The following is a 15,671-nucleotide window of genomic DNA, read 5'->3' as shown; positions in this document are numbered from 1 at the left end:
CGACCCGCCCAGGAGCGTTGTACACGTGATAGCAGCTATGCGCGGCCGAAAGCGAGGGCCACGTTGTGGCCGCCGAATCCGAAGGAGTTGTTGATCGCGTACTCGATCTCTTGCCGGCGGGCTTCACCCTTCACGACATCGAGGTCGATTTGCGGATCCTGGTGCTCGAGGTTCAGCGTCGGCGGCACGATGCCGTCCCGGATGCTGAGCACGGTCAACACCGATTCCAACGCACCCACCGCTCCGATCGAGTGGCCGAGCGCGGACTTGGGCGCATACACCGACGGATGATTTCCGACCGACTTGTTGATCGCGTTCGCCTCCGCGGTATCACCGATCGGCGTGGCGGTCGCATGCGCGTTGACATGCCCGATGTCCTTCTTGGTCAAACCTGCCGACTGCATCGCCCGGGTCATCGCGCGCGCCGCGCCATCGCCGGTGGGGTCGGGAGCGACCAGGTGGAAGCCATCCGAGGTGATGCCGGCCCCGAGCAGCCGGGCGTGGATGGTGGCGCCACGAGCTTTCGCGTGCTCCTCGGATTCGAGCACCATGAGTGCGCCCGCCTCACCGAAGACGAAACCGTCACGATCCTTGTCGAACGGGCGCGAGGCGCCCTTCGGGTCGTCGTTGCGGGTACTCATGGCCCGCATCATGCTGAACGCCGCGATCGGCACCGCATCGATGAAGCCCTCGACCCCACCGGTGACGACGACATCGGCATCGCCCAGAGCGATCATCCGCCATGCGTTGGCGATGGCCTCGGAGCCGGACGAGCATGCCGAGACCGGAGTGACCACCCCTGCCTTCGCCTTGAGTTCGAGGCCGACAACGGCCGATGGCCCATTGGGCATGATCATCTGCACAGCCAACGGCGAAACCTTGCGGTAGCCGCCGTTCTTCAGCTTGTCCACGGAATCGATCAGGGCGTCGCCGCCGCCGATTCCGGTGCCGATGGCCACAGCCAGCCGCTCCGGATCGACATCGGGGCTGCCCGCGTTGCGCCACACTTCGCGACCGAGTACGGTCGCGAGCTGCTCGACGTAGGCCATGCGCCGACATTCGACCCGGGACAGCAGAGTCTCCGGCCGGACCTTCAAGTGGCCGCCGACGCGGACTGGAAGATCGTATTCCTCGACGAAGGAATCCTCGAGAACGTCGATGCCGCTCTCGCCATTGAGAAGTCCCTTCCACGTCGCATCGACGTCACCCGCGATCGACGTGGTCGCCGCCAAGCTGGTGACGACGACGTTCGGGAAATTCCCGTTCAAGGTGGAAGGAGTGGTCACGGATTCGGCCCTACTCGGCGTTGTCGAACTTGGCCTTGAGCTCAGCCGCCGCCTCGGCGTTCTCAGCTTCGAGTTTCTGGAGGTAGGCGACCGCGTCACCGACCGTCTTCAGGCTGGCAAGATCCTCGTCGGGGATCTTCACGCCATACTTGTCCTCGGTCTGCACCGCGATCTCGACCATGGACAGTGAATCGATATCCAGGTCATCGACGAAGGACTTCTCGATCGTCACCTCGGAGGGCTCGATACCGGTGACCTCTTCGATGATCTTGCCGAGTTCCTCGACGATTTGTTCCTGGGTCAGAGCGGCCACTTCGTGGCTCCCTTCTTGGTACTGTGTAGGGCTCTACTGATTACTGATTTTTGGTGGATGGAGCAAGGCGACAGGTACCGCCCGCTCGCACGCGACCGCACAGAGTGCTGCGTGGCCGCGAGGGAAAGCTAGCCTGATGTGGTCAGCTCAGCCAAGGCGGGGAGGTCCTGCGGGGTCTTCAGGGCCAGTGTGGGTGTACCTTTCAACTCCCGTTTCGCAATACCGACGAGCGTGCCCGCCGGCGGCAACTCGGCCACAGCCGAGACACCGGCCTGTCGGACGGTCTCGGTGCACAAGTCCCACCGGACGGGGCGGGTAACCTGCGCAGCGAGCTTATCGATCGCGTCCTGCCCGGACGCGATGGGCTTGCCATCGGCATTCGACAGCAAGGTCTTGGTCGGCTCCTCGGGTGTGATCTCACCGATGGCCGCGGCCACGGCATCCTGCGCGGGAGCCATGAACGCCGTGTGGAAGGCGCCCGCGACCGGCAACGAGCGCACTCGAGCCTTGTCGGGGGGATTCGCGGCGAGTTCGGCCAGCGCATCCAGTCGCCCGGCGGCCACGATCTGTCCCACCGCATTGCGATTGGCGGGAACGAGGTCCAGTTCGACCAGCCGCTCGAGCACCGCATCCTCGTCGCCGCCGAGCACCGCGGACATGCCGGTGGACTCCAGTGCACACGCCTTGGCCATCTCCGCACCGCGGATCGCGGCCAGCCGGACCGCGTCGTCGGCAGAGATGACACCGGCGATCGCGGCCGCAGCGAGTTCACCGACGGAGTGCCCGGCCACGACAGTGTCGGCGGGCAGCGTGTCAGGTGCGATTTCGGAGAACGCGAGCAATGCCGCGGCGACCACCAGCGGCTGCGTCACAGCGGTATCGGTGATTTCCTCCGCGGTGGCGGTGGTACCGAGACCGACCAGATCCAGGCCACACGCCTTGGACCACAGCGTGAGGCGCTCCTGTGCACCCGAAAGGTCGAGCCAAGGCGCGAGCATGCCGGGTTTCTGGGAGCCCTGTCCGGGGGCGAGCAACGCGATCACGTCTCTAAGAAAACACTGTGGGGCGATCCCTACGAGATGTCGACGCGAATGAAGGTTGGGAGGCGCTTTTGTGGGAGTCCCACAAAAGTCCACGTGGCCCGGCCGGATCGACCGATTCTTCAAAAGCGTTACAAGCTGTCTTGGCCCAGTGCGACCCCTGCGGCCTCTGGGGCCAGAGTAGATGATTCGTTACGCATTCGTGTCAAACGGCCTACTGTAGCGGCGATTCGCAGCACATACGCATCCCGAGGATTCATCGGATCGCGACCTGTGATCTCGGCAATGCGTTTGAGGCGGTATCGAACCGTATTTGGATGGACGTACAGCTGCCGCGCACACGTCTCCACTGCCCCGCCGCAATCGAGGTAGGCATCGAGTGTGTCCGCGAGCGATGCCCCCGCAGTGGTCAACGGAAGCACGACGAACTCGTTCAACGCATCGATGGCGGCGCGATCACCCAACAATGCGCGTTCGGGCAGTAGTTCCGCCGCGTGCACAGGTCGCGGCGCTCGGCGCCAACCCACCACCGCCTCCATGCCGGCCAATGCCTCCACCGCGCTCGCATGTGCCGCGCCGAGCGTGCGGGTCGTGGGTCCGATCACCACTGGACCATCCGAGAACACCTCGGCGAGCAGATCCGACAGCAATGGGGAGGCATACGAGCCGTCGCCCAGATGCCCGGACACGACCATCACCAGGCGGGTGCCCTGCACCACCGCCAGCGCAGCGCGACCGTGCCGCGCCGCGATCGAGTGCACCGCCCCCACCGAGGAGACGCCTTGCTCGCCAGGCGGCGTGCCCACCAATACGGTCGCCGGCGCGGTGGCGTCCCAGTTCAATGTGGCCGCTCGAGACAGCATGTCCGGACCGGTGTCGCCCCGGACCACCGCATCGACCACCAACGCCTCCAGCCTGGTGTCCCACGCCCCGCGCGACTCGGCGGCGCTGGCATAGACCGAGGCCGCCGCGAAACCGAGCTCCCGCCCGTAGCGCAGCACCGCCTCGGTGAGCGCCACCAACTGCCGATCGTTGCGTGCGAGCGCGGGCAACCACTGCTCGAAGAACTCCATCGCGACACGGACCATGTCCACGGTCTGGCGCAGTGTCAGTCGCCGCGCCAGATCCTGCGGAATCACCTGGAAGGCGTCCAGGCTGAACCGGATGTCGCTGTCGGGATCCTGCAACCATTCCAGGAAGTTCACCACCGCGGTCTGCACCAGCATCTGGACGCCGGCCCGCTGGGCGGCGTCCAGATCGGCGAAGAAGGGCAACCGATCCTGCATGGAGCCCACCGCGTCGGTGGAGAGCCGTCCAGAGAACTGCTTCACTCGCTTGAGCAGCGTGTCCGGAAGCGGGTCACGAGTCTGCCGGTTCGGAGACAGCGCTCCCGTCGGCAGATACACCTCGTGCTCGGAAGAGCTGTCGGAGATCCGCCGCGGCCGCGGCGGTTTACGGTCCACCATCCGTCCAATGTTCCGCTATGCGAGGTGTTCTTCTGTGCTTGCCGTCGGCTTCGGCGCGGCGTCGACGTCATCGATGCGATATTTCGCCGCGGCCTCGACCACGACGGCCGGATCGAGCTTTCCGGCTCGTACCAGTCCGGCGAGCGCTGCGACAACGATGGACTGTGCATCCACATTGAACACCCGGCGCGCAGCGGGGCGGGTGTCGGAGAAACCGAAACCATCGGTACCGAGTGTGGTGAAGTCGCCGGGCACCCACTTGCGCACCTGGTCGGGCACGGCGCGCATCCAGTCGGTTGCCGCGATATACGGACCGTCGACTCGCGACAGGACCTCGGTCACATACGGAACCCTCGGCTCGACGGCGGGGTTGCGCAGCGCAGCGATCTCCTTGTCCAATGCCTGCTTGCGCAGCTCGCCCCACGACGTGACCGACCACACATCCGACTGCACACCCCACTCCTGCTCGAGCATGGCCTGTGCGCGCAGCCCATCCGGCATGGTGACACCCGACACCATGATCTGGGCGCGCACCGTGCCCTCACCTCCACGCTTGTACAGGTAGATGCCCGCGAGCAGCCCGGCAACGTCCAACTCGTCCGGTTCGGCCGGCTGCGGATACGGCTCGTTGTACAGGGTGATGTAGTAGAAGACGTCCTCGCCGCCGAACGTGCCGTGACCACCGGGGGGACGGGCGCCCGGCAGTGGCGCCGCGCTGGGGGCAGGTGCGCCGCCGCCATACATCCGGCGCAAGCCGTCACGCACGATATGCGCAATCTCGAACGCGAACGCCGGATCATAGGTCACGACAGCAGGATTGGTCGAGGCGAGCAACACCGAGTGCCCGTCGTTGTGCTGCAAACCCTCACCGGTCAGCGTGGTTCGCCCGGCAGTAGCGCCGAGCACGAACCCGCGGGCGAGTTGATCCGCCGCCGCCCACAGTCCGTCACCGGTGCGCTGAAATCCGAACATCGAATAGAAGATGTAGAGCGGAATCATCGGCTCACCGTGAGTGGCATACGAGGTACCCGCCGCGGTGAACGATGCGGTCGACCCTGCCTCGTTGATGCCCTCGTGCAGAATCTGCCCAACGGTGCTCTCTTTGTAGGCAAGCATCAACTCTGCGTCGACGGAGGTGTACAACTGGCCATCGCGGTTGTAGATCTTCAATGAAGGAAACCACGAGTCCATCCCGAACGTCCGTGCTTCGTCGGGGATGATCGGGACGATCCGCTTGCCGATCTCCTTGTCCCGCAACAACTCCTTCATCAGCCGCACCAAGGCCATGGTGGTGGCCACGCTCTGCTTGCCCGAGCCCTTGCGAACACTGCGATACACCTCGTCGCCGGGGAGTTGCAATGGCTTTGCCACAGTGCGCCGCTCGGGCAAGAATCCGCCCAACGCCCGGCGCCGGTCGAGCATGTACTGGATCTCACGCGCCTGCATGCCCGGGTGGTAGTACGGCGGCAGGTACGGATCTCGTTCCAACTCCGCATCGGAGATCGGAATCCGCTGCAGGTCGCGGAAATCTTTGAGGTCCCCCAGCGTGAGTTTCTTCATCTGGTGTGTGGCATTGCGGCCCTCGAAGTGCTTGCCGAGGGTGTAACCCTTGATGGTCTTGGCCAAGATCACCGTCGGCTGTCCCGTGTGCGCCATAGCGGCCGCGTAGGCGGCGTATACCTTGCGGTAGTCGTGGCCACCACGCTTGAGGTTCCAGATCTCGCGATCGGTCAGGTTCTGCACGAGTGCTTTGGTCCGCGGGTCACGACCGAAGAAGTGATCGCGCACGTAGGCACCGTCGTTGGCCTTGTAGGTCTGGTAGTCCCCATCGGGAGTGCTGTTCATCAGGTTCACCAGTGCGCCGTCGCGGTCCGCGCCGAGCAACGCATCCCACTCGCGTCCCCAGATCACCTTGATGACATTCCAGCCTGCACCGCGGAAGAAGGATTCCAGTTCTTGGATGATCTTGCCGTTGCCGCGTACCGGACCGTCCAAGCGTTGCAGGTTGCAGTTGACCACGAAAGTCAGGTTGTCCAGTCCCTCCATGGCCGCAACGTGGGCGAGACCGCGCGATTCGGGCTCGTCCATCTCACCATCGCCGAGGAAGGCCCACACATGCTGTTCAGAGGTGTCCTTGATGCCTCGGTCATGCAGGTAATGATTGAATCGCGCCTGGTAGATGGCATTCATCGGCCCCAGGCCCATAGACACCGTGGGGAACTCCCAGAAAGTGTTCAGCAGCCGCGGATGCGGGTAGGACGGCAACCCGCGCCCGAGACCGCCGTTGCTGTACTCCTGACGGAACCCGTCGAGTTGACCGGCGGACAACCGGCCCTCCAAGAAGGCACGTGCATAGATACCGGGCGAGGCATGACCTTGGATGAAGATCGAGTCGCCGCCACCGGGGTGATCCTTGCCACGGAAGAAGTGGTTGAAGCCGACCTCGTACAGCGCCGCCGACGACGCATAGGTCGAGATGTGTCCTCCCACACCGATACCGGGGCGTTGGGCGCGATGCACCATGATCGCCGCATTCCAGCGAATCCAGGCACGGTAACGCCGCTCCACTTCCTCGTCGCCGGGGAACCACGGCTCGTTCTCGGTAGGGATGGTGTTGACGTAGTCGGTGGAGGTCAGCGACGGGATGGCGACGTGGCGCTCCCCGGCCCGCTCCAGCAAACGGAGAATGAGGTACCGCGCCCGGCCGGGACCTTCCCGATCGAGCATCCCATCGAACGACTCGAGCCATTCGCTGGTCTCCTCCGGGTCGATATCCGGTAGGTAAGACGCCACCCCCTCGCGGATGACCCGCACCCGTCCACCCGTGGGCGCGGACGCGGTGTTGGGATCGCGTCTCGCGTCAGGAGCGGCGGCAGAGCTGGAACCAGCGGATTGCGCTGGCGCGGAAGAGTGGATGAGGTCGGTCAAATCTGCTCCTCGTACAGGGGGTGGACATGCTGATGGCGTCGTATCCCCGGGCCGGTCTCGTGGTTGACGCACCGCCCGTTCGCGATAGATTCGGTCGCACCATCCATCCTTGCCGATTGCACGTCGCAGGTCACCATTGCGGCCGGAAATCCAGTACCGTTCGACACGCACAGGCGAATCTATGGTGGGAGCCAAGGGGGGTAGGAGGACGATGCGGCTGTTGAGCCTCCGCGGGATCGAGATAGTGTGCGCCGGCGTCATCGCAGCCGGAATGGTCGTTACAGGGTGCACCACCACCGTGGACGGCCTGGCAGTTCACGATTCCGACGACCTGGCCGCACTCCGGGCCGAGGCGGAGGCCGCCTCGGCCCTCGCGGCCCAGGTCGAAGCCGTCGCCGACACCTGCAGGCGGTTTCTGAATCTCAGTAGACAGTCGATCGCCGAGTTCAACGAGTTCGTCGATGCCTACAGCTCGAACGCATCCGACTACGTCACCAAACGGGACACGGCCGTCCAATCCCTCGAACACGCAGCGCTCATGGTGGAAACCGGCCTCGTCCTCGACGGGGATCGCCTGCCGACCGAACTCGTCGGCACACTCACGGACTACGTGAACAGAGCGCGTGACACGGCCACCCGGGCGCGCACGACGGCCCTGACCAGCCCGCCGGGTCCGATGAATGCCGCCATCGACCGATTGAGTAGCGCCCGCACTGCCGCGCTGGACGCCTGTCCGGCCGGTTGAGCGAACATTCGACGATATCTCACGCGACATTCGTCGGCTATTTCGTCGGATCGGCTTGCGTTGAAGCCCGTAACCATGTTCGCTTGCAAATACCTACTGTCGGGATTTGAGGAGGACACCACCGTGGTTGCCGCGGCGGACGCGCAGAACTACGCTCAGAAGCTTGGCATTTCGCACGGCTTGGCTGTCCAGGAATTGGGCTGGGACGAGGACGCCGACGACAATCTGAGAGCCGATGTGGAGGAAGTGATCGGCAGCGAACTGGTCGATGAAGACTCCGACGAGGTGATCGATGTCGTGCTGCTGTGGTGGCGCGATGGAGATGGCGACCTGATCGACTCGTTGGTGGATGCGATCGGCCCGCTGGCCGACGAAGGATTCGTCTGGGTACTCACGCCCAAGACCGGACAGCCGAACCATGTCGAGCCGAGTGAGATTGCCGAGTCCGCTGCCGTCGCCGGGCTGACGCAGACCTCGGCCATCAACCTCGGCTCGTGGACGGGCAGCCGTCTGGTACAACGGAAGGCGCGTTCGAAGCAGCGCTGAGCGCCCGCTATGTCTCCACCAGGCGGCATCACGCGCCGCCTGGTGGGCACTTTACTCAATGGAGGTTTCGCTATGCCGCTCGAGGTGGGCGCGATCGCGCCGGACTTCACGCTGAAGGATCAGAACAACCAAGATGTCGCGCTGTCGGGTTTCCGCAGCAAGAAGAACGTCTTGCTGGTGTTCTATCCGCTTGCCTTCACCGGCATCTGCCAAGGCGAGTTGTGCAAGGTCCGCGACGAGCTGCCCAAGTTCCAGAACGACAATGCGGAAATCCTCGCGATCTCCGTCGGCCCTCCGCCGACGCACAAGATCTGGGCAGCCGAGCAGGGGTACACCTTCCCGCTGCTGTCGGATTTCTGGCCGCATGGCGCGGTAGCCGAGGCCTATGGAGTGTTCAACGAGAAGGCCGGCTACCCCAACCGCGGCACGTTCGCCGTCGACCGTGACGGATATATCCGTTTCGCCGAGATGAACGGTCCCGGCGAGGCCCGTGACCAGGCGGCTTGGGAGAAAGCGCTCGCCGCGCTAGATTCATAGACCGTCGGCAACGGTCCGGGCGTATAGCTCAGCGGTAGAGCACTGGTTTTACACACCAGCGGTCGGGGGTTCGATCCCCTCTGCGCCCACAGCAAAAGCCGAGGCAGCCACGCCTCACGCGCGAGGGAGTTTTGCCCCACGCAGATCTCGTGGGGCTTTCGTGGGGCAAGCTGCCGCCCACCGACACCGCTATCCGAGCTTTGGCTAGTCTCACGACGTGATTGATGAGGTGACGCAGGTCCTGTTCGATGCCGCCGATACCTCGATCCGGCCCCGGTTCCGCCAGTTGACCAAGAGCCAGATCTCGGAGGAGGCACCGAACGATTTGGTCACTGTCGCCGATGTGGAAGCTGAGCGTCTGATCTCCTGTGGATTGTTGGAGATTCTCGATATTCCGGTAGTCGGCGAGGAAGCCGTAGCCACAGACCCGTCTCGTCTCGCGGCGTTGGGTGGGGGGCATGTTGGCTGGTGGATCCTATCGACGGAACTGCGAACTTCGTATCCGGTCGTCGGGAATACGCGGTGATGGTCGCGCTACTGCGTAACGGCGAGCCCGCCGCAGGGTGGATCCTCCTACCCGAGAGCGGCCAGCTCTATGTGGCCGAACGCGGATCCGGGGCTTTCCGAGACGGCGCCCGGATTCGACGGCTCACCCCACCGGCCGCGGCCGAACAGATGCAGGGTGCCGCCCCGACCAAACGCCTGACCCATCGGGAGCGCGCTGATCTGTCGAAAGCCGGCGAACGCTTCGCGCGTCTGGGCCCCGGCGCTTCGAGTGCTGGGGTCAACTACACACGGATGCTCGACGGTGATCTCGACTTTGTTCTGTATCAACGGTCGATGCCGTGGGATCACGCGGCGGGCACCCTACTTTTGGCCGAAGCTGGTGGCATATCCGTTCGGCCGGATGGGAAGCCATACCGAATCGTTGAGGGGCAAATCGGTCTACTGCTGAACGCAGCGGATCACGCATGCTGCAAGGCCGTGCGAACGGCCCTGTGGGGCACCGTGCCGTGACCCGCTGAACGACGGCCCGATGCTCAACCGCAGCGGCGGCGGGTTCTTTTGCCCCTGGGTGGTGGCGCATGCGCCTCCACTGGGGCAGGCCACCGGCCTGCCCCATAGCGCCTGCTCTTCTCGCGTAGAGGCTCCAAGGTCAAGGGTGGCCGCTAGGCCATCGCCGAAGGCGACGCGACGCAGGAGCGCCCTTGAGGTTGGAGGGGCGCGAGAACACAATGCAGGCGCCACCAGCCAGGGGCACGCGGCCGGAGGCCGCGCACGGCGCACCGCGCCGACACCTCCCGGTCATCAGTCGGTGACCGCCTGGAGAATATATTCGAGATCGCCTCGCCTCCGACCGAGTCGAACCTCACCGCCATCCAGCCTCCGGTATTGAATGAGAATCAACAGATTTGACAGAATCACTGCTGGTCAATAAGTGTCGGGCCCCGCGCCCGCGGGGATGGTCCGGCGCGGGTTGCTGAGATCCGCGCTGCGGGCGGGTCGGCCCCGCGCCCGCGGGGATGGTTCGTGGGGTGCGGCATGGGCCGTAACGGCGATCTGGTCGGCCCCGCGCACGCGGGGATGTTCCGTCTCGTTCCGAAGACCCGCCGCCGAAAGGTGACCACCGCCGCCCAGAGCAAACAGCCCGGCCGGCCCCCACAAGCTCACATAGGCACGTTAGTGTGCTGGCGCGTTCACGAAATCGGCCAGTTGCCAACCCTGCCGGCGGAACCAAACTCACGAAATAGCACACCTACGCCCACGCACTCGTGTCACACGCGCTCCACCAGACGACCATCACGCACAGCCGCGTGCCGTAAACCGCAGCCGATGCACACGAGCCACCACCGTCACCGTCTCCCAACGCAACCCACTCGCAAACCCACCGATGCCCACCCAACTCAACCACTTTCTCTTCTCTCCTCCACCACATCACTTCTCTCTTTTGATCTTTTGATTTCTGATTGCTCCCCACCCCCACCCAGTTCGACATCTCGTTGATCACGAAGTGGGCGATGAGATGTCGAACTGGGTGGGGGTGGGGAGTGAGCAGAAATCACGCTCTTTTCCCAGCTCACTGCAGGGTTGGGATGAAGGAGGAGAGTGCCGATAGGTAGCACACGAGTGTGCTACCTATCGGCTACTTTGATGCCTGGATTTTCGCGCCGCCGATCACCGTGAACCGGTACCAAAATCGATATCGAGGGCGACAGCTCGAATGCCCTTCCTCAGCCGGACAGCGTGAGCCCGGATACCGGGTAGTTCAAGGGCGCTCCTGCGTCGCGTCGCCTTCGGCGATGGCCTGTCGGCCACCCTTGAGCTACCCGGTATCCGGGCTCGGATCACCTTCGGAGGAAGAGCAAAGGGAACAGTCAGGGGAAGGAAGGCCGACTGGCGATTGCGAGTCGGCTGGTATGTCGTGGACACGAGAAACCCCCGGCTCGAATGTGTTTCGGGCCGGGGGTCCTGACGGGTGAGTGAGTGTGCCTATGTATTGGGTGGAATGTAGGCGCCCAGGTCATAGATACGGCCGTAGCCACCGCCCTCGACCGGCCCGACGTACAACAAGCCCTCGATGCGGCCACCGATCGCGATACCTCCAGCGCCGGCACGGCGCACCCCCGCGCCGAGAGTGCGCTGCACGTCACGGTCCAAAGTGACCACACGCAGCCCGTCGTCCTGCTCGTCGTCCCGAGCGTCGGTTTCCACGATGAGCTGCGAATCGATCACCGGATCACCGGCCGCAGCGACGGTGGGTTTGCGGTTGATCCAGTACAACGGGTGTCCTTTAGAGTTGTGGCGGTGGCGGCGTACGACCGAGACGATCTCGCCGGTCACCCCGTCGCCGGGCTGCACGTCCTTGCCGAACGGGTTGCGGGCGCCGGAGCCCATCAGCTCGGCGTTGATCGCGTCCAGGTCGGTCAGTGTGGTGGTCATGATGCTGTCCTTCGTGTGATGGATGAATAGGTAGTTGAGAAGTGCGAGGGAAGGCGGGCAGGCTGGTTGCCTGCCCCGTAGTGAACGGTCAGCGAACCAGGCTCAACACCTCCCCCTGGTCGTCGCCGGACTTGGCAGCGTCGATGATCTGGGCGACACGGGCATGCGACAGGCCGACCGCGACACCGATCTTGCGGGTCGATTCCCCGGCCGCCGAGCGGCGCAGGATCTCCGCGTCGCGGTCGGCGAGCGGGTCGCTGTCCACCTCCTCACCGGCCCCTGTCAAGGAGGTGTCAAGCGCTGGACAGTCGCTGTCTACTCCTGGACGGGCGGTGTCAAGTCGTGTCGAGTCGGCGTAAACCGGCGTCAACTCCGACTCCACCGGTGTCAACTCCGGTTCCGGGGCCGGTTCGGGGTTACGGGGAACCTCGATCAGCGCGGTCAGACCATGCGTGGCAGCCAAACCGAACAGCGGCGCCGCCCCCGCGACGCACGCCGCGATCGTCGCTGGCAAGATCCGCTGCCCGGATTCCGCAGCGTGTAGGCCGTTTCCGATCACGGAAATCAGCTCAGCGGCGAACAACTCACCCCAGAAGAACCGGCGAGTAGCGGTCGGGATCGACACGTCCTGGCGGGCTCGGCGCTGCAACGACACCAGGGCGACAGCGGACTGGACGATCGCGCCGTCCACAAAAATCGGCCCGGCCCACGCTAGACGCGGAGTGATGCCGGCCATCACCGCCAGCTCGGTCAAGGCTGCGAACGACCACGCGAACGCGCCGGCGCCGATGACGATCGTCATCGCCAGCGCGGTCAGCTCCGCGAGGTCCAGACGCCCAGTTGACGCCCGGTTGACAGGGTTGACAGTGATTGTCTTGCTCATCGGTCGAGCCCTTCTCGATCACTGCACGCCGACCAGGGACTCCACACCGGGGTCCGGATCAGGCGTTCCTGTTCGGCGTGCAGGGCATGCCCGGCCAGTTGATCCAGGGCGTTGTCCAGATCGCTGGCTAGCTCCTGGTTACGGTGTTCCAGCTGGGCGGCGTGGTGCTCGGCGGCGTCGCGGGCCGCCACGACCGCGGCCAACTGCTCCTCCAATTCCGCGGCACGCTGATTCGCCGCGATCAACCGAGACTGAAGATCACTGCCGCCCACCCCTTCTGGCGACATCCATGCCGTGGTCTCGGAGACCGGTGCCGCAGTGCATACCGGCGCCCGTAGCGATAGCGGTCGCGTCACTGTTTGGCCGAGTTCGGCCAGGGCCTGGTTGGGCATGGTTGTTTGCATGGCCTGGGTATTCACCACTGAAACCCGTCGCGGTCGGTGCCGTGGTCAAGGGCGCTCCCTGGCTGGTAGTCGGCCAGCGGCGATGGTGCCGCCGAACCGACTGCACGCTCCTCAACGCGGGTCACATGGTGGGAGGTCAGCAGCCCAGAGGCGTCGCGGGCGATGCCGTGTTCGGCGATGTATCGGGCCTGATCCTCACCGCGACGCTGCATCGGCGACAATTCCTCGGTGGCGGACTCGTTCGACTCGGTGTCGTGTTCGGGGTGGGTAGTGTTGTTCATTGGTTCGGCTCCTTCTCGATTGGATGTTGTGGTGGTGTCGGGCCATCGGCCGTGGCCAGTCATGTCGCGTGCCTGCAACTGACTGCGCCGTGTGGTCGGGGCCATGCCGGGCGGTGCCTCGCTCGGCATGGTCGGCTCCCAGGCGCCGTGGCCAGCCATCTCCCGCGCTTGTTGCTGGCTGCGCCAGTTGATATCGGCGAGAGCGTGCACCCCCTGCGCCTTGTCGCAGAAACTGCGCATATAGCCCGGTTCGGACAACCAGTCGTGCAACGCGTGATCCAAGTAGCACCAGGCTTCACCGAGGTCGTCTTCTCGACCCGACCACCGTTCGTTGGTCTCTCGGGCCTGCCTCAACAGCAGATACCGTCGTTCCTCGTTGTGGTCCGCCCACGCGGTTCGCCGCAGCTGTTCGGCGCGGGCGAAGTCCGCGCGCATCAACACCTCCTGCGGGTCGGTGACCTTGGCGGCGTAGTGGACGATGAACGGATCATCCACGTCATCGGTGTTCGCGCTGGTCATCGCTCGACCTCGGTCCGATCAGCCCCGGTCTGGGCGAGGGCATCGGCCAGGCTGTTGCCCGGCTGGTAGTCCGCCAACGCGGACCGCCCAGCCATCGCCGCGGGTTTGGCTTGCTCGGCTTGACGTTCCGGGCTGCCGTAGCGGCGATGCGCTGGTGTGCGGGCGGCGAGCTTCTGTACCGCCTCATCCCGTTCACCACGGAATTTGTCGCGCTCGCCTGTCACCTGCTCCAACTGCCGGGTCAACTCCGTGATCGTCGTGTCCCGCTGGTCATGCCCTTCGACGACCTGCCGCGGCGTGGCGGTCACCGGCTGCTGGTCGCGGTCGATCTCGGCGAGCCGCCGATCCACGTCACCCGGATGGTCGGTGACCCATCGAACGTCATCCCAGTTCAAACCCGTCTTCCTCAGGTCATCACCCGCCGCGCGGCATGCCTCACCCAGCTGCATCCGACGATCAACAGAAGCTGTCAGTGCGTGCTCGTTCCACTGGCGCTGCGCCTCGCGCAGCACATGCGCGGCCGCGGCGCGCTCAGGTGTCAACTGCTCAACCCACGCGGGCCGCTGCTCTGTTTCGCCCCGATCACGCTGCACAGATCCCCGGTCGACACCTTCGCGCCACTGGGTCACCTCATCAGCGACCATCTGCGGGCCTCCCTCGGCACGGAACACCGGATCGTGGTCGCCATCAGCGGTGTGCTGGTAGGCGGCGACGTGCACGGTGGTGCCGGCCGCGGGCTGGATCACGCCCAGCTGTCGGGCGGTCCAGGCCGCGGACTCGGATTCGCTGGCGTGGCTTCCGGTCTCATACACGACCTGGTTGGCGTTATCCGGCAGGTAGGTGACGGTGGCGCCGAACCGCTGCTGATCGTGGTGGACCTGCCCACGCAGAGTGCGTTCACGCAGTATCGCTTCGCGCTGCGCGAGCTGACGGGCCACGATCTCCGGACGGCCCTGATCTGCGTGTTGCGTCGCACCGTTGATGGTGTCGATGGTGCGGACCTGCAGGCTCGTTCCGTCCGACCACATCGTGTGGTCGACATTGCGCTTCGCCCAGGCCGTCGCGGTGTGTTCGGTAGCGAAGGCACGTGTCTCGCTTAGCACACCGCCATCCGGGTCGGTCCATGTCATCTGTGCGGTGTAGCGGTGGCGGTGGGCCTGCGCCGCGTCGATACGGGCGAGTATCGATGCTTCGGCGTTGGCGCGGCGTGCGGCATCAAGCCCTTTCTCCCATTCCGCCTGCTCCCGTTCCGCGTGCTGACGGGCGCCGACCGTTTCACGAGCGACCCGTGCCCGGTAGTGCAGCGCCTCTATGCCTTTGACCTTGTGTGCGCGGGAGAACAGGTTGCCGGGACGGTATTCCGGGAACACGGTCGCGGCGTCCAACCCGTCCAGGGCTATACCCTGCTCGGTACGTGTCAAATGCTCATCCTCGATGAATTGCCCAGCCAGCGTGTCGCGATGCTCGGCCAAGGCGCGGGCATCGTGCGCCCGGCGGTAATGATCCACACTCGGATCGCCCGCTCGCGCCGCGACAGCTACCGCGTGCATGCGGTATCGGTCGACCGCCTGATTGGTCCAGGCCAGGTGGTTGGTACGGGCTCGGTCCTGCTCATGGCGTTCCTGGCGGATCAGACGCGAGATATCCTTCCGGGCTCGGCGGCGTTCCATCCAGCCCCTGGACTGGGCGTGCCGCTGTATTGCCGCCTGCATGGCAGCGCTGAACCGGCTTACCTCGCCGGTGATTTCGTCCACAGTGCTGTGTTCAGACATCGGTCGGTTCT

At 64.8% G+C, this 15,671-nt stretch carries 15 protein-coding genes and 1 tRNA gene; 6 read left to right on the top strand and 10 right to left on the bottom strand.

The annotated features are described in order from the left end of the window. Positions 1-35: 35 nt before the first annotated feature. From K940_RS0109640 to aceE, 5 genes are all read right to left on the bottom strand, one after another. Positions 36-1,286 carry a KasA/KasB family beta-ketoacyl-ACP synthase gene (locus K940_RS0109640; protein WP_028477355.1) on the bottom strand — a complete coding sequence of 417 codons (1,251 nt, stop codon included), beginning with the start codon at positions 1,284-1,286 and terminating at the stop codon, positions 36-38. Between the two features lie 10 nt (positions 1,287-1,296). Then, positions 1,297-1,599, bottom strand: a complete 303-nt coding sequence (acpM, locus tag K940_RS0109635) for a meromycolate extension acyl carrier protein AcpM (RefSeq protein WP_028477354.1) — start codon at positions 1,597-1,599, stop codon at positions 1,297-1,299. A gap of 128 nt (positions 1,600-1,727) precedes the next feature. Beyond that, positions 1,728-2,642, bottom strand: a complete 915-nt coding sequence (locus K940_RS0109630) for an ACP S-malonyltransferase (RefSeq protein WP_028477353.1) — start codon at positions 2,640-2,642, stop codon at positions 1,728-1,730. Positions 2,643-2,770: 128 nt separating this feature from the next. Next, the gene (locus tag K940_RS0109625; RefSeq protein ID WP_028477352.1) at positions 2,771-4,105 is read right to left on the bottom strand and encodes a CdaR family transcriptional regulator; all 1,335 of its coding nucleotides are present in this window, start codon (positions 4,103-4,105) and stop codon (positions 2,771-2,773) included. A 15-nt stretch (positions 4,106-4,120) separates the two neighbouring features. After that, positions 4,121-7,033 carry a pyruvate dehydrogenase (acetyl-transferring), homodimeric type gene (aceE, locus tag K940_RS0109620; RefSeq protein ID WP_028477351.1) on the bottom strand — a complete coding sequence of 971 codons (2,913 nt, stop codon included), beginning with the start codon at positions 7,031-7,033 and terminating at the stop codon, positions 4,121-4,123. 211 nt (positions 7,034-7,244) lie between these two features. Between aceE and K940_RS0109610 the strand changes: the two genes are divergently transcribed. The 6 genes from K940_RS0109610 (at position 7,245) to K940_RS27670 (ending at position 9,878) form a co-directional block, all read left to right on the top strand. Further along, on the top strand, positions 7,245-7,778 hold the full coding sequence (locus K940_RS0109610) for a hypothetical protein (RefSeq protein ID WP_028477350.1): 534 nt from the start codon (positions 7,245-7,247) through the stop codon (positions 7,776-7,778). Between the two features lie 123 nt (positions 7,779-7,901). Next, positions 7,902-8,324 carry a DUF3052 domain-containing protein gene (locus tag K940_RS0109605; RefSeq protein WP_028477349.1) on the top strand — a complete coding sequence of 141 codons (423 nt, stop codon included), beginning with the start codon at positions 7,902-7,904 and terminating at the stop codon, positions 8,322-8,324. A gap of 72 nt (positions 8,325-8,396) precedes the next feature. Further along, positions 8,397-8,861 carry a peroxiredoxin gene (locus tag K940_RS0109600; RefSeq protein WP_028477348.1) on the top strand — a complete coding sequence of 155 codons (465 nt, stop codon included), beginning with the start codon at positions 8,397-8,399 and terminating at the stop codon, positions 8,859-8,861. 17 nt (positions 8,862-8,878) lie between these two features. Then, positions 8,879-8,950, top strand: a tRNA-Val gene (locus K940_RS0109595). 128 nt (positions 8,951-9,078) lie between these two features. Further along, entirely contained in the window at positions 9,079-9,387 is a 309-nt protein-coding gene (locus K940_RS32910) for a hypothetical protein (protein WP_196812155.1), read from the top strand. After that, complete coding sequence (locus K940_RS27670) at positions 9,330-9,878, top strand: inositol monophosphatase family protein (protein ID WP_196812154.1); 549 nt, start codon at positions 9,330-9,332, stop codon at positions 9,876-9,878. Before K940_RS32910 ends, K940_RS27670 begins: the two co-directional genes overlap by 58 nt. A 1,473-nt stretch (positions 9,879-11,351) precedes the next feature. On the opposite strand, the gene K940_RS0109580 is transcribed toward K940_RS27670, so the two are convergent. The 5 genes from K940_RS0109580 to K940_RS0109560 all read right to left on the bottom strand — a co-directional run bounded on the left by K940_RS0109580 (position 11,352) and on the right by K940_RS0109560 (position 15,660). Then, a complete protein-coding gene (locus tag K940_RS0109580) occupies positions 11,352-11,801 on the bottom strand; it encodes a hypothetical protein (protein WP_028477347.1) in 450 nt (149 codons plus the stop codon). Between the two features lie 88 nt (positions 11,802-11,889). Next, complete coding sequence (locus K940_RS30710) at positions 11,890-12,684, bottom strand: DUF2637 domain-containing protein (protein WP_051407049.1); 795 nt, start codon at positions 12,682-12,684, stop codon at positions 11,890-11,892. Then, positions 12,681-13,088, bottom strand: coding sequence for a hypothetical protein (locus tag K940_RS0109570; protein ID WP_196812153.1), 408 nt, complete (start codon positions 13,086-13,088; stop codon positions 12,681-12,683). The genes K940_RS30710 and K940_RS0109570 overlap by 4 nt, the downstream gene beginning before the upstream one ends. An 11-nt stretch (positions 13,089-13,099) precedes the next feature. Further along, on the bottom strand, positions 13,100-13,888 hold the full coding sequence (locus tag K940_RS0109565; protein ID WP_028477345.1) for a hypothetical protein: 789 nt from the start codon (positions 13,886-13,888) through the stop codon (positions 13,100-13,102). Further along, the gene (locus tag K940_RS0109560) at positions 13,885-15,660 is read right to left on the bottom strand and encodes a hypothetical protein (protein ID WP_028477344.1); all 1,776 of its coding nucleotides are present in this window, start codon (positions 15,658-15,660) and stop codon (positions 13,885-13,887) included. The genes K940_RS0109565 and K940_RS0109560 overlap by 4 nt, the downstream gene beginning before the upstream one ends. Between the last annotated feature and the right edge of the window lie 11 nt (positions 15,661-15,671).

Source organism: Nocardia sp. CNY236 (assembly GCF_000482385.1).
In the GTDB taxonomy this organism is placed as follows: domain Bacteria; phylum Actinomycetota; class Actinomycetes; order Mycobacteriales; family Mycobacteriaceae; genus Nocardia.
The sequence above is the reverse complement of the archived record's forward strand: the minus strand, read 5'-3'. Positions and strand labels throughout refer to the sequence as shown.

Excerpts from the sequence above, each read along its gene's own strand:
- K940_RS0109565 (WP_028477345.1), bottom strand. The coding sequence starts at position 13,888 with ATGACCAGCGCGAACACCGATGACGTGGATGATCCGTTCATCGTCCAC.
- K940_RS0109560 (WP_028477344.1), bottom strand. The coding sequence starts at position 15,660 with ATGTCTGAACACAGCACTGTGGACGAAATCACCGGCGAGGTAAGCCGG.
- K940_RS0109570 (WP_196812153.1), bottom strand. The coding sequence starts at position 13,088 with ATGCAAACAACCATGCCCAACCAGGCCCTGGCCGAACTCGGCCAAACA.
- K940_RS0109625 (WP_028477352.1), bottom strand. The coding sequence starts at position 4,105 with ATGGTGGACCGTAAACCGCCGCGGCCGCGGCGGATCTCCGACAGCTCT.
- K940_RS0109610 (WP_028477350.1), top strand. The coding sequence starts at position 7,245 with ATGCGGCTGTTGAGCCTCCGCGGGATCGAGATAGTGTGCGCCGGCGTC.
- K940_RS30710 (WP_051407049.1), bottom strand. The coding sequence starts at position 12,684 with ATGAGCAAGACAATCACTGTCAACCCTGTCAACCGGGCGTCAACTGGG.
- K940_RS0109600 (WP_028477348.1), top strand. The coding sequence starts at position 8,397 with ATGCCGCTCGAGGTGGGCGCGATCGCGCCGGACTTCACGCTGAAGGAT.
- K940_RS0109580 (WP_028477347.1), bottom strand. The coding sequence starts at position 11,801 with ATGACCACCACACTGACCGACCTGGACGCGATCAACGCCGAGCTGATG.